The sequence below is a fragment of the Lysobacter yananisis genome, assembly GCF_031199375.1.
Classification (GTDB): Bacteria; Pseudomonadota; Gammaproteobacteria; order Xanthomonadales; family Xanthomonadaceae; genus Lysobacter; species Lysobacter yananisis.
In genome coordinates this window covers 2206686-2220367 of record NZ_CP133568.1, presented here as the reverse complement: position 1 = coordinate 2220367, position 13682 = coordinate 2206686, and the positions used below count along the sequence as shown (strand labels likewise).

The 13682-nt window shown below is 70.0% G+C and carries 12 protein-coding genes; 6 read left to right on the top strand and 6 right to left on the bottom strand.

The annotated features are described in order from the left end of the window. Positions 1 to 79 precede the first annotated feature (79 nt). From RDV84_RS09330 to RDV84_RS09320, 3 genes are all read left to right on the top strand, one after another. Positions 80 to 1330 (top strand): pyridoxal phosphate-dependent aminotransferase, encoded by a 1251-nt coding sequence (locus tag RDV84_RS09330; RefSeq protein WP_057949316.1) that lies wholly within the window; start codon positions 80 to 82, stop codon positions 1328 to 1330. A 7-nt stretch (positions 1331 to 1337) separates the two neighbouring features. After that, complete coding sequence (locus RDV84_RS09325; RefSeq protein ID WP_309153178.1) at positions 1338 to 1952, top strand: SGNH/GDSL hydrolase family protein; 615 nt, start codon at positions 1338 to 1340, stop codon at positions 1950 to 1952. A 320-nt stretch (positions 1953 to 2272) separates the two neighbouring features. After that, positions 2273 to 2944, top strand: a complete 672-nt coding sequence (locus RDV84_RS09320; protein ID WP_057949318.1) for a methyltransferase domain-containing protein — start codon at positions 2273 to 2275, stop codon at positions 2942 to 2944. Positions 2945 to 3742: 798 nt separating this feature from the next. Here the strand turns inward: RDV84_RS09320 and RDV84_RS09315 are convergent. Beyond that, positions 3743 to 4804 (bottom strand): IS30 family transposase, encoded by a 1062-nt coding sequence (locus RDV84_RS09315; protein WP_309151652.1) that lies wholly within the window; start codon positions 4802 to 4804, stop codon positions 3743 to 3745. Between the two features lie 308 nt (positions 4805 to 5112). Next, positions 5113 to 5898 (bottom strand): polysaccharide deacetylase family protein, encoded by a 786-nt coding sequence (locus tag RDV84_RS09310; RefSeq protein WP_309153176.1) that lies wholly within the window; start codon positions 5896 to 5898, stop codon positions 5113 to 5115. Positions 5899 to 6242: 344 nt separating this feature from the next. On the opposite strand from RDV84_RS09310, the gene grxD reads away from it, so the two are divergent. The 3 genes from grxD (at position 6243) to RDV84_RS09295 (ending at position 9839) form a co-directional block, all read left to right on the top strand. Beyond that, entirely contained in the window at positions 6243 to 7169 is a 927-nt protein-coding gene (grxD, locus tag RDV84_RS09305; protein WP_309153174.1) for a Grx4 family monothiol glutaredoxin, read from the top strand. 484 nt (positions 7170 to 7653) lie between these two features. Next, positions 7654 to 8220 (top strand): hypothetical protein, encoded by a 567-nt coding sequence (locus tag RDV84_RS09300; RefSeq protein WP_078996905.1) that lies wholly within the window; start codon positions 7654 to 7656, stop codon positions 8218 to 8220. Further along, positions 8217 to 9839, top strand: a complete 1623-nt coding sequence (locus tag RDV84_RS09295; RefSeq protein ID WP_309153172.1) for an XVIPCD domain-containing protein — start codon at positions 8217 to 8219, stop codon at positions 9837 to 9839. The genes RDV84_RS09300 and RDV84_RS09295 overlap by 4 nt, the downstream gene beginning before the upstream one ends. 294 nt (positions 9840 to 10133) lie before the next feature. Here RDV84_RS09295 and RDV84_RS09290 read toward each other — a convergent pair whose 3' ends face one another. From RDV84_RS09290 to RDV84_RS09275, 4 genes are all read right to left on the bottom strand, one after another. Then, positions 10134 to 10691 carry a DUF924 family protein gene (locus RDV84_RS09290; RefSeq protein ID WP_057949323.1) on the bottom strand — a complete coding sequence of 186 codons (558 nt, stop codon included), beginning with the start codon at positions 10689 to 10691 and terminating at the stop codon, positions 10134 to 10136. 174 nt (positions 10692 to 10865) lie between these two features. Then, positions 10866 to 11429 carry a lysozyme inhibitor LprI family protein gene (locus tag RDV84_RS09285; RefSeq protein WP_309153171.1) on the bottom strand — a complete coding sequence of 188 codons (564 nt, stop codon included), beginning with the start codon at positions 11427 to 11429 and terminating at the stop codon, positions 10866 to 10868. 122 nt (positions 11430 to 11551) lie between these two features. After that, positions 11552 to 12502, bottom strand: coding sequence for a serine hydrolase domain-containing protein (locus RDV84_RS09280; protein WP_309153170.1), 951 nt, complete (start codon positions 12500 to 12502; stop codon positions 11552 to 11554). Positions 12503 to 12776: 274 nt separating this feature from the next. After that, positions 12777 to 13553, bottom strand: coding sequence for an AMP nucleosidase (locus RDV84_RS09275; RefSeq protein ID WP_057949325.1), 777 nt, complete (start codon positions 13551 to 13553; stop codon positions 12777 to 12779). Between the last annotated feature and the right edge of the window lie 129 nt (positions 13554 to 13682).

The window sequence follows — 13682 nt, the reverse complement described above, 5'->3', positions numbered from 1 at the left end:
GGGAAGCTCGATTCAGGCTGTTTACCAGGGCGGATTCGGCTAGTCTGGACGTTCATCCACTTTCCCATGTGACGCCCCGATGTCCTTGCCGCCCCTGAAGACCCGCGAACGCCTTTCCGAAGTCCGTTACGAAATCCGCGGTGAATTGGCCCGGCGAGCTCGCGAGTTGGAGGCCCAGGGACGCAAGCAGATCAAGCTCAACATCGGCAACCCCGGCGCGTTCGGTTTCCGCGCCCCGGAACACCTGCAGCGCGCCATCGCCGAACGCATCGCCGACACCGATCCCTACACCCACCAGCAGGGCCTGCCGGCCGCGCGCGAGGCCATCGCCGCGTTCCACAAGCGCCGCGGCACGCCCAACGCCTCGCCCGAGCGGGTGTTCGTCGGCAACGGCGTCAGCGAGCTGATCGACCTGTCGCTGCGCGCGCTGCTCAATCCCGGCGACGAAGTGCTGCTGCCCTCGCCCGACTACCCGCTGTGGTCGGCCGCGACCATCCTCAACGACGGCCGCCCGGTGTACTACCGCTGCCAGCCGGAGAACGGCTTCCTGCCCGATCCGGACGAGATCGAGCAACTGGTCTCCAGCCGCACCCGCGCGATCGTGCTGATCAACCCGAACAACCCAACCGGCGCGGCCTATCCGCGCGAGCTGATCGAACGCATCGTCGCCATCGCCGCCAAGCACAAGCTGCTGCTGATGTGCGACGAGATCTACGACTCGATCCTTTACGACGGCGCCCAGTTCGTGCCGGTCGCGCCGATCGCCGGCGACCTGCCGTGCCTGAGCTTCGGCGGCCTGTCCAAGGTCCACCGCGCCTGCGGCTGGCGGGTCGGCTGGGCGGTGCTGTCGGGCGATCCGGTCGCCAGCGGCGATTTCCACCATGCGATGGACCTGCTCGGCGCGCTGCGCCTGTGCGCCAACGTGCCGGGCCAGTTCGCGATCGAGGCCGCGCTCGACGGCACCGACACCATCACCCCGCTGTGCCGGCCCGGCGGGCGCCTGTTCGAGGCGCGGCGCGCGGTGGTCGAAGCGGTCGAAGCCAGCCGGCACCTGCAGCTGGTGGTCCCGGCCGGCGCGCTGTACGCGTTCCCGTCGGTGACCGGCGCGGCCGCGCAGGGCTTCGACGACCACCAGTTCGCGCTGGAACTGCTGGAGACCGAGGACGTGCTGGTGGTCCCCGGCTCGAGCTTCAACGTGCCCTACCGCAACCATTTCCGCGTGACCCTGCTGCCGCAGCCGGAAGACGTGCGCGAGGTGTTCGGTCGGATCGAGCGCGTGCTCGACCGCTACGCCGAACGCGCCGGCGCGCCGCGCGCCGCCGTGGCCTGAGCCGCCGATGGCGCAGTCCTACCTGGCGCTGGGCGACAGCTACAGCATCGGCGAGGCGGTGCCCGAAGCCGGACGCTGGCCGGTGCAGCTGGCCGCCGGCCTGCGCGCGCGCGGCGTCGCGCTGGCCGCGCCGCGCATCATCGCCACCACCGGCTGGACCACCGACGAGCTGGCGCTGGCGCTGGACCTGGCCGAACCGCTGGGCGACTGGGACTTCGTCAGCCTGCTGATCGGGGTCAACAACCAATACCGCGGCCGCAGCGCCGCGCAGTACGCCGGCGAGTACCGGCAACTGCTGGAACGCGCGATCGGCTACGCCCGCGGCCGGCCCGACCGGGTCCTGGCGCTGGCCATCCCCGACTGGGGCGCGACCCCGTTCGGCGCCCAGGACAAGCGCGGCGCGGCGACCATCGGCGCCGAGCTCGACGTGTTCAACATCACCGCCGGCGAGATCTGCGCGCGCCACGGCGTGGCCTTCGTCGACATCGCCCCGCTCTCGCGCGAACTCGCCGCGCAGCCGGCGATGCTGGCCGACGACGGGCTGCATCCCTCGGCGCAGATGTACGCGCGCTGGACCGAGCTGGCGTTGCCGGTGGCCGAAGGCCTGTTGCGGCAGGGCTGAGCGGCGGCACGGGACGGCCGGACTGCGGCGGCCGCCTCGCCGGGGCCTCGTCCCGATCAGGCCGTTGCGCGCTGCTCCTGAAGCGCTGCTCCTGAAGCGCCCCGCCTGACGCGCAACCAAGCCCCGCGCCACTCTCGCAGCGTTCGACGGCCGTGCCGCGCGGCCCCGCGCTGCGGCGACGAATGTGTTCATTGGTAATACCCGCCGCCGCGGCCGCAAACCGCGGTTTTCGCCCGGGGCCGGCCGGTGCCACACTGCGGGCACCGGCGACGACGACGCCGGGGGAACCTCCGACCCGAATGACTTCAGCGGTACAAGCCATGCCCCCCGGCCAGGCCGTGCGGATCGCCCGCGCCTACCTGCCCGAGCATCCGCTCGGCAATCGCTGGGACTACTACTACAGCCGGGCCAAGCTCGGCAGCGACCCGCTCTACCCCGGCGTCAGCCAGGCGCTGCGCGGCACCCGCGCGCCGCTGCTGGACCTGGGCTGCGGCCTGGGCCTGCTCGCCCATACCCTGCGCGCCGACGGCATCGCCCTGCCCTACCGCGGCGTCGACAGCGACGCCGCCAAGATCCGCCGCGCCGGCCGCGCCGCCGCCCGGGTCGGCCTCGACGGCGCCGGCTTCGCGGTCATGGACCTGTCGCGCGAACTGCCCGAACACCGCGGCAGCGTGGCGATCCTGGACGTGCTGCAGTTCATCCCCTACCCGGCCCAGGCGCGCGCGATCGACGCGATGATCGCGATGCTGGTGCCCGGCGCGCGCCTGGTGATCCGCACCGGCCTGGACGACGGCACCGGCCGCGCGCGGGTGACCCGCGCGGTGGATCTGTTCTCGCGCGCGCTGGGCTGGATGAACGCGACCCCGCGCTACTACCCCGACGGCGAGGCCTTGCGCGCGCGCTTGCAGGCCGCCGGCTTGCGGGTGGAGTTCGCGCCGATGTTCGGGCGCACGCCGTTCAACAACTGGCGGATCGTCGCGGCGAGGGAGTGATCGGCTGCGGGTTGCGGCCTGCTTCGCGGTGGCGGGCGCGCCTGCCGGTGCCAGCGACGCGGGACGGCTTTCGTCGCGATCGGATTTTCGCGGTCGCGGCTTGCGCCGCTCCTACAGGGGCTGCGGCCGCATCGCATCCGGCTGCAAGAACCGCGCCCACGCACGACGCCAGCCCGTCGTTCCGGCGAAAGCCGGAATCCATTTTGCCGTTGCTGTTGCCATTGCCGTTGCTATTCGCTCGGACGCAACCCCACGAAAAGCACACGTCTCGAAGCCCCGGAGGGCGTGCGCATGGATGCGCACGCGCGCCATGGGGTAGGATGCCCCTTATGGCGCGGCCCCGCGCGCCTTTCGAGCCATAGTGGCTCTTGATCCGAAAAAGATAAGGCCTTTTCTTTGGTTACTTTCTTTGTGGCTTCAGACAAAGAAAGTGACCCGGCCGCTTGCGGACGGAAGCTCTTGATCTTCGCTTGTCGTCACCCGTACGCACACGCAAAGACGAACCCACCGCGGCACGCCCCCTGTAGGAGCGGCGCAAGCCGCGACCGCGCCATCGCGACGATTACGAACGTTTCGCCGTAGTTGTGTTGGCGCGGTCGCGGCTCGCGCCGCTCCTACAGTCGGATACGCAACCCCTCGCCCGTCATTCCGGCGAAAGCCGGAACCCATGTTGACGTTGCTGCTGCTTTCGCCGTTACCGATGTTTCGCGCGACGACAAGCCACCGTCAAAAGCTTTCGTCCGCAAGCGGCCGAGCTACTTTCTTTTGTCAGCGCGACAAAAGAAAGTAGCGGCGGAGTCAATGTCCAAGTGCATCACCCTGCGCCCGCGGGTTTTTGAGTTCCTCATAGAGCACCTCGACGGGCGAGCGCCTGCCCAGGCTACGACGGGGGCGGTTGTTCATTTCCCACGCCACCTCTTTGAGGCGCTGCGCAGAATGCACCGACAGATCGGTGCCCTTGGGAAAGTATTGCCGCAACAAGCCGTTGGTGTTTTCGCAGGTTCCGCGTTGCCACGGGCTATGGGGGTCGGCGAAGTAGATCGCTAAACCAGTGCGTTCGCTCAACTGCCGATGCGATGCCATTTCCTTGCCCTGGTCGTAGGTCAAGGTCTTCTTCAAACTTTCCGGCACACCTTCGAACGCCGAGCTGAAGGCCTCCAGCACCGTGTGCGCGGTCGCGTCGGCGAGCTTGACCAGCTTGACGTACAAGGTGCGGCGGCAGACCAATACCCCAATCGCCGAGCGATTGTGCGCGCCCACGATCAGGTCGCCCTCCCAATGCCCCGGCATCAGGCGCTCATGCGCGGCCGGCGGCCGCAGGCGGATGTTGGGTAGATCCGGCAGATGGCCGCGGGCGTCGATTCCCTGGCGCGTGCGGCGGCCGGACTTGCGCCCCTGCCGCAGCAGACGGGTCACCTGGCGGCGCAATTCGCCGCGCGGCATCGCATAAATCGCGGTATAGATCGTTTCGTGCGACACGCGCAGCCAGGGCCGGTCCGGGTACAGATCCCGCAGTTTGTCGGCAATCTGTTGCGGCGACCAGCACCGTTCCAGCCAATAGCGCACGCGTCGCCACAGCACGGTGTCGCGTCGCAGCTTGCGGCGCACCCGCGCCCGCCGACGCAGCCGTTGGGCCCGCCGGCCCGCCCGGGTCGCATCGTAGCCAGGGTCGAAACGGGGGCGTCCGCGCAGCGGCGGCCCCGAATGGGACCGAAACCCATTACGGCGCAACTCGCGAGCGATGGTGCTTTGCGCCCGACCCAACGTCTGGGCGATTTGCCGTCCGCTCGCCCCTTGGGCGATCAAGACCATGATGGCTCCGCGCTCTTCTGCGCTCAGATGTGAATACTGCTGGCCCATTCACAGTGCCTCACTGAGGTGATGCACTTGAGGTTAGAGACCAGCAGCCAAAGAAAAACGCTTGTTTAAGGTCAAAAGCCACTAGGTCCAGCTCCGGGTGCGGGGATGCGCCGTAAAGGGCATCCATGCCCCTACGGCGCACGCGCGCATCCATGCGCGCGCCCTCCGGGTCTGCGAAACAAGGGCTTCGGTCGGGGTTGCGTCCAAGCCAACGGCAACAGCAACAGCAACAAAATGGATTCCAGCTTTCGCTGGAATGAAGGCGAATGCGGCCCGGCATGATCGCGCCACGCCCGCGAAACGAACGCTTACTCCCGCACTTCGGGCAACACGCAGCGATACCCCAACGCCTGCAACCGCGCCAGCAACGCCGCCATCGTCTCCACGCTGCGCCCATGCCCGGCGCCTTCGTGCATCAGCACGATCGCTCCCGGCGCCAGACCGCGCTCGACCCGCGCCACCACCCGCGCCGGGTCCGCCGCCACCGCGTCGAAGCCGCGCGCGCTCCACGCCACCCGCGCCAGGCCGCAGCGCTTGAGCCCGCGCGCGACGAAGGGATTGGCCATGCCGACCACGGCGCGGAACCATTGCAGCCGATAGCCCGGCAACAATTCGCGCAAGGTCCGGTCGGCTTCCTCGATCTCGCGCCGCATCGCCGCCGGGCCCAGCCGCCAGAACGCGGCCGACGGATGGCTGCCGCTGTGGTGGCCGACGCCATGGCCGCGCTGCACGATCCGGGCCAGCAGCTCGGGCCGCGCACGCGCGCGCTCGGCGACGACGAAGAAGGTCGCCTTGGCGCCGTGCGCGTCGAGCAGGTCGAGCATCGCGGCGGTGTCGTCGGACGGGCCGTCGTCGATGGTCAGCCAGACCACCGGCTCGCGCGTGGGCAGGCGCCGCAACACCGGGCTGAACAAGGCCGAGCCGGGGCGCAACGTGCCCCAGAGCATCGCCGCGTGGCTCAGCGCCAGCGCCGCCAGGCCGATCTTCCAGCCGGCCGCCCACCACAGGCCGAGCACGGCCAGTTGCGAGGCCGCGAACAGCCACGGCGCGGCCTCGGGGTGGCGCGGCGGGCGGTGCGGGACCGTGGGGTTCATCGGCGAACGGGGACTCCGGCGGGGGCGATCATCGTAGCCGGGCGCGCGCGCCGGGGCACGGTGGCTGCGCAGGCTTCGTCACGGGCGAGGCAGGCGGCGGCGACGACTTGGCTGGCGGCCAGGGCGGTTGTGCCGGTGGCGAGAATGCGGCGGCGGAAACGAAAGCGTTGGGCCTGAAGGCCCTGCCACAACGGCCTCACGGCGCGCCCGGGGGAGCGTGGCGTTCGGGCCTTCGCGGACCTTCCCACGCCGGCAAGCCCCCAGGCCAGCCCGCCGCTGCCTACTTGCATCGCCGCGCCGGCGCCCCCATGTGCCCAGGACTTCCGTCAGCTTCCGCCAACTCCATGTCCCTCACTCCCGAACTGCGTTCGCGCATCGAATCCCTGCTCCAGTCCAACCGCGTCGTGTTGTTCATGAAGGGCGCGCCGGACGCGCCGCAGTGCGGCTTCTCGGCCAAGGCCGCCGGCACCCTCAACGCGCTGCTGCCACAGGGCTATGCGCATGTGGACGTGCTCGGCGACGGCGAGATCCGCGAGGGCATCAAGGCCTACGGCGAGTGGCCGACGATCCCGCAGCTGTACATCGACGGCCAGCTGGTCGGCGGCAGCGACATCATCTTGCAGATGGCCGGCAACGGCGAACTGCACGGCCTGCTCGGCCTGGCCGCGCCCGACCGCAGCCCGCCGAAGCTGGAGATCAGCCCGGCCGCGGCGAAGATGCTGCGCGAGGCGGTGGCCGGCGCGGGCGAAGGCTATGCGGTGCAGCTGGAAGTCGACGCGCGCCACAACGTGCGCCTGCAGCTGGCGCCGGCCGACGCCGACGCGGTCGCGGTGGAGATCGACGGCGTGCGCGTGCAGACCGACTGGATCAACGCGCGCCGCGCCGACGGCGTGTCGATCGACTGGGCCGACGACGAACGCGGCCGCGGCCTGGTCATCACCAATCCGAACGCGCCGCCGGCGGTGCGTTCGATCGCGCCGGCGCAGGTGCGCGAGCGCGTGCAGGCCGGCAGCCTGCGCCTGATCGACGTGCGCCCGGCCGACGAACGCGCGCTGGCCCAGGCCGATGTCGCCTTCGACACCTTCGACCACGGCACCGACGCGCTGGAAGGCCTGCCCAAGGACGTGCCGATCGCGTTCCTGTGCCACCGCGGCGGGCGCAGCGCGCAGGCGGCGGAGCAGTTCCGCCAGCTCGGCTTCCGCGAGGTCTACAACGTGGTCGGCGGGATCGACGCCTGGGCCGATCTGGGCGGCGGCATCGCCAAGTACTGAGCGCGGATTCGTCCCTTCACGCGAAGCCGCGGCCTCCGGGCCGCGGCTTCGTCGTTTGCGGCGAGCGCGAACGCGCTCGCGGGCCGACGACCGCGGTGCCGGACACGTTCGCGCACGCGCCAGGCGCCGCCATCCCGCCCTGGCTTGCCGCACGCGGGCCGCTTAGCGATACTCGTCACACTACGCGCCTGGAACTGGGCGCGGCGAGCCCCACCATGGATTCAGGACGAATCGCCTGCGTTGCGCGCCAGGCCGTCTCGCCGTCGGCGAGCTGGGTCCGCCGCAGCGTCCCCGCATCCGCTCGCGCCGTCTTGCGCGGCCGCGCCCACGCGGCGCCGACCGCTTCCTTCCCCCGACCATCGCAGTACGGCCCCGGCCGCGAGACGGCGCGCCCCGGCGCGCGCGCGCCGCGGCCGGCCGCTGTCCTGAGACCCCGCGCATGCCGCCCATGAAGTCCTTTCTTCTTGCCTCAGTGGTGACCTTGATGACCGTTTCGACCGCCGCCTGCCAGCAACCGGTGCCACCGCCGCAGGTCAAGGCCAATCCGAATCCGCAGCACAAGTACGAAGTCGTGATGACCGTGCGCAACGCGCCGCGCGCGTTCGAGCAGGTCGCCGGCAGCGCCCAGTTCGACATTCCCGCCGAACAGGACGCCTGCCTCCCGCTCGACCAGACCCGCGCGCTGGCCGGCGTGCGCAACCGCCCCAGCGAAACCGTGCCGCTGCAGTTCCGCAAGGTCTCCGACACCGAGTACCGCGCCGAATTCTTCGCCGACGCGCTGCTGGACGAGGACTACTACGGCCTGGGCGTGTGCCACTGGAAGCTCACCGCGGTCGGCGCGACCCTCACCGCCCAGCCGGCGGTGTTCTCCACCGAGACCTGGAACGAGGCCATCGTCAGCGGCGCGCAGCAGGTCACGTTCGCGCCGAAGTCGCTGTTCGCGCTGTCGCCGGATCCCATCGAGTTCCATCCCATGACCCTCGCCGGCGAGCGCGCGCCGTCCGCCGAGGACTTCGAGGTCGTGTTCCAGTCCAGGAAGATCGAACAATGACGCTGCCCAGCCGCGCCTACGCCTCCCTCGCTGACGACTGCTACCAGGACCGCGCCAAACAGGAAGGCGCGAAGATTTCCGTCGAGGGCCGCGAGTACAAGGTCCTCAAGACCTCGTCGGATTTCGCCAGCGGTTACCAGGGCACGATCTACCAGGACGTGAAGTCCGGCGAGATCGTGGTCGCCCACCGCGGTTCCGAAGGCGGCCTCACCAGCGCCGTGCAGGACTGGGTCGGCGGCAACGGCAACATGGTGCTCAACCGCACCAATCCGCAGATCAAGCACGCCAACGAACTGACCGAAGTGGCGATGAAGCTGGCCGAGCGCTATCCGGTCAACGGCCACGCCGCGCAGGTCTCGGTCACCGGCCATTCGCAGGGCGGCACCCTGGCCCAGGCCACCGCGGCCAAGTACGGCCTGCACGGCGAGACCTTCAACGCCTACGGTGCGGCCAGCCTCGACCTGCACCTGCCCAAGGGCGCCAAGCTCGACATCGTCAACCACGCCCGCGCCACCGACATCGTCAGCGCCGCCAGCAAGCACCTGGGCGAAGTGCGTCTGTACGCGATCGACAAGGACGCCAAGGACCTGCTGGCCGACAAGCAGGACCCGCGCACCCAGGGCGTCGCCGGCTTCGCCGCCGACATCAAGAAGGTCGGCTTCGATCCGCACAGCGTCACCCAGTTCTACAAGCAGAACGACATCTCCGGGCCGCCGCTGCTCAGCGACGCGAACCGGCAGACCTACGCCAAGAACAAGGACATGTTCGACTCGTTCCGCCACGACATCTACCAGATGCGCGCGGTCATCACCAACGGCAAGGACCTCTCGGACTGGAAGCTGCCCAAGGAGCCGACCGCGGGCATGCCCGACGTGCTCAAGCGCGAGATCAAGCACCGCTACGAGGACGCCAAGGAAGGGGTGCAGCAGGGCTACGAGAAGGCCAAGCAGGGCGTGCAGCATGGCTACGACCGGGCCAAGCAGGGCGTGCAGGAAGGTTACGACCGCGCCAAGCACGGCGTGCAGGAAGGCTACGACCGCGCCAAGCAGGGCGTGCAGGACGGCTACGACAAGGCCAAGCGCGGCGCGCAGGACGCCGGCGAGCGCCTGCAGGAAGCCGGCGACAAGGTCCGCGGCGCGGTCAAGGACGGCTGGGACCGGTTGCAGAACAACATCCCGCACATCCGCTTCCCGGGCCTGTCCGCCAACGACGCGCGCCAGCCCGGCGCGCCGCTGCTCAACGAACCGGGCCACTCGCACAACCCGATGTTCAACAAGGCCTTCGCCGGCATGAGCGAGATCGACGCGCGCCACGGCCGCCCGTCCGACGACGCAACCGCGCGCGCGGCCGGCGCGCTGACAGCGGCTGCGGTGGCCGGCAACCTGCGCGACATCGACAAGGTCGTGCTCGGCAAGGACGCACAGCACCTGTTCGCGGTCCAGGGCGATCCGCGCTCGGTCCACCACAACGCGGTGTCGGTGCCGACCGAGCAGGCCATGCAGCAGACGCTGGTGGCGAGCACCGAGCAGGTCGACCGCTCGGTGCGGGGACAGGAAACGCAGCGCGACCAGCAACTGGCCCAGCAGCAGAACGAGAGCCGCTCGCGCTCGATGGGCTGAGCGTGCTTCGCGGTGTTTTTTTACTCGGGGCGGCCTTGGCCGCCCCGAGTCGTTTCTACGGAAGCTGGCGGCCTCGATTGTTTATTTGCGCGGCCCAGGCCGTCGCGAACCGTTCTTGCGCGAGCCAGCCGCTCCGAGTCGTCTCTACGCAGCCTTGGCCGCCCCGCGCCGTTTCTACGCGGCCTTTTCGTTCTTGCTCGCGCGTGGGCGCTGCGTATCGTCGCTATCCGCCTCGACCGCGCCGGGCCGCATCCGCATCACGGCGCGACGGCCGCGCCGAACCAGCCGCGCGCCTCAGCCCTTGAAGCCGCCGCCGTCGAGATAGGCCTGCTCCTCGGCCGTGGTCGCCCGGCCCAGCGCCGGGTTGCGGTGCGGAAAGCGGCCGAAGCGCTCGACGATCTGTTGGTGCTGCACGGCCCACTGCGCCGGATCGCTGCCGTCGGCCGACGGCGGCAGGGCGCGGTGCAGTTCGACCGAGCGCTGCTGGTCGGCGAGATCTTCGGAATGCTCCAGCGGCAGATAGAAGAACGGCCGCAGCGGCGCCTCGATCTTTTGGTCGTGGCCCAATTCCAGCGCGCGCCGGGCGTAATGGCGCGCCAGCGGATCGGTGGCGAAGGCGTGGGCGCTGCCGCGGAACACGTTGCGCGGGATCTGGTCGAGCAGGATCAGCAACGCCAGCGCCGACTCGGCGTCGCGTTCGACCCAGTCGTCGTGCTCGCGCCGCGCCGCGGCGAAATGCGCTTCGAGGAAGCCGCTGCGGCATTGCTGGTCGAAGCGGTCGCTGCGGTCGAACCAGCGGTCGGGGCCGGCGTCGCGCCAGAACGCGACGACTTCTTGGGCGGTGACGGACATGGCGGATCCGGCTTGGGGGACAGGGCCGCACCGTAGCACGAAGCCCGAAGCCCGAAGCACGACTGTAGGAGCGGCGCGAGCCGCAACCGCGAAACCGCGCTTGCGTCGTAGGCGCGATGTCGCGGTCGCGGCTCGCGCCGCTCCTACAAGGGGGGATCGCCGGCCGCGCGGCAATCAGGCGCCTTCGCCGAGCTGGGTCTCCAGTTCGTTGATCCAGGCCACGGTGATGCTCTCCATCGTCACCGCGTAGATCAGCGGCCGCACCGAGCCGGAGGAATACGACTGGGCGACGAAGCGCGCATGCTGTTCGCGGAACGCCATCCAGGCGTCGTGCACGCGCTCGAACGCGGCACGGCCGTCGTCGTCGAGCCGGTCGCGCAGATGCGCGACCACCGCGTCCAGGCGCGCCTGCTCGCGGCCGAGCTCGGCCACGGCCTGCTGATTCATGTCGGCCTGGCTGACCGCGGCATCGCCCTGGTCGCGGGCGATCGCCTCGGCCTTGCCGACGTAGCTGTCGGCCACCCGCGCGGCGTGCTCGGCCTTGCCGATCAGGCGGCTCTCGAAGCGCTGCAGTTCCTCGACGCTGGTGTGCGCGCCGTCCAGTTCCTGCTTGAGCGCGAGCAACTGCTTGCCGCGCTCGATCGCGTCGACGGTACCGCGACGCTCGGCGATGCGTTGGATGAAATAGAAGGCCCAGGTGAGCAGGGCGCCGATGACGGTGAAGATGAGCTGTTCCATGACCTGTCCTCCGGTCGTGGAGCACAGTGTCGCGCCCGGGGGTCTCAGGCCTTCGGATGTCGCGTGTCGCGCGTCGCAAAACCCCTATAAAAATAGGGGTTTTATGACAATCCATGAAGCGTTCAGCGCGATTTCTCAGTTCCGTCGGCGCGCGTCGGCGCGGCGCCGAGCAGCGCGCGCAGGATGTCCTGCGAGCGGCGCTGGCCGTAGCCGCGGCCGTAGGCGCTGGACTGGATCGCCACCACCATGCGCAGCGACGGCACCAGGTAGAGCTTGTTGCCGCCGTTGCCTGAGGCGAACACCACCGGGATTTCGCCGGCACCGACGCGCAGGCGCTTGCGGTACCACATGTAGCCGTACTCGTCGGCGTAGGGATCGACCGCGCCGATGCGCGCGCGCGGCGCCAGGATCGCGCGCAAGGTATCGGCGCGCACGATCTCGCGCCCCTGCCAGCGGCCATCGTCGAGCGCCATCTGGCCGATGCGGGCGAAATCCCCCGCGCGCAGCGACAGGTTGCCCTGGCCCTTGGCGTGGCCGCCGACGTCGCGCTGCCAGCGCCAGTGCGCGATGCCCAGCGGCGCGAACAGATGCGCGTCGGCGAACGCGTCCAGCGGCTGCCCGGTCGCGCCTTCCACGCACAGGCCGGCGAGGTACGCGGTCAGCGAGTTGTAGACGTAGCGCGTCCCCGGCGGCTCGCGCCGCGGCGCCGACAAGGCGAACGCCACGGGGTCTGCGGCCTCGTCCAGGCGGTCCTCGTTGCCCGGCGACTGCGGGTTCTCGTCGTCGGCGTCCAGGCCCGAGCGCATGCTCAGCAGATCGCTCACGCGCGCGCCGGCCAGCGCCTGGCCCGCGCCGGGCAGGCAGCGCGCGGCCGGTTGATCGAAGCGCAGGCGACCGCGGTCGGCCGCGATCCCGGCCAGCAACGCGGTCACGCTCTTGCCGGCCGAACGGATGTCGTGCAGCGACTGCGCGTCGTTGCCGTTGTAGTAGCGCTGCGCCGCCAGTTGCCCGTCGCGCAGCACCACCACGGCCTTGAGGTCGGCGCGGGCGTCGCCGTCCCAGCGTGACAGCACGCGCTCAAGCGCCGGGTCGGCGGTCGTCTGTGCGGCGGCGAAGAAGGGAGCGCACAGACACAAACCAAGCAACCAGCGGGATGCGGCACGCATGCGAATGCCTCGCGTAGAGGTGGCGGGATGGGCGCGCGCGACCGGCGCGACCGCTCCGAGGACCTGCAGCATCGCCTATCGGGCCGATGCGGGCTCGTGCCGACAGTCATTGCCGTACCCGCGCCGACGCAACGGCGCGGGCCGGGGCCGCCGCGCCGCGCTCGGCGGCGCAGCGTGGCGCTTACTCGTCGAAGCGCAGGTGCCGCACCGACTTGCCGTGGCGGCGGATCAGCTTGAGCGCCTCGATGCCTACGCCGATGTGGTTGTCGACATAGCTGGCGCTGACCTTGGCGTCGGAGGCCTCGGTCTTGACGCCCTCCGGGATCATCGGCTGGTCCGACACCAGCAGCAGCGCGCCGCAGGGGATGCGGTTGGCGAAGCCGGCGGCGAACACGGTCGCGGTTTCCATGTCGATGGCCATGCAGCGCATCGCGCGCAGGCGTTCCTTGAACGCTTCGTCGTGCTCCCAGACCCGGCGGTTGGTGGTGTAGACGGTGCCGGTCCAGTAGTCGTGGCCGAGGTCGCGGATGGTGGTCGATACCGCGCGCTGCAGCGCGAACGCCGGTAGCGCCGGCACTTCGGGCAGCAGGTAATCGTTGGAGGTGCCCTCGCCGCGGATCGCGGCGATCGGCAGCACCAGGTCGCCGAGTTCGTTCTTGCGCTTGAGCCCGCCGCACTTGCCCAGGAACAGCACCGCCTTGGGCATGATCGCCGAGAGCAGGTCCATCATGGTCGCGGCGTTGGGGCTGCCCATGCCGAAGTTGATCATGGTGATGCCGTCGGCGGTGGCGCTCGGCATCGGCCGGTCCAGGCCGACCACTTCGGCGCCGGTCAGGCGGGCGAAGGTGTGCAGGTAGCCGCCGAAATTGGTCAGCAGGACGTGGTCGCCGAACTGGTCCAGGGGCACGCCGGTGTAGCGCGGCAGCCAGTTCTCGACGATCTGTTCTTTGTCTTTCATGGGGTTTTCCCTTTTTTGTTGTTGTAGTCCGACCATTGTCGCACGGCCATGACCATCGTCAGGGTTGGCACGGTGGCGGGCGGCGGCTACGGTTCCGGGGCTGGCCCCGGCGCCAGTGCCATCGTCCGC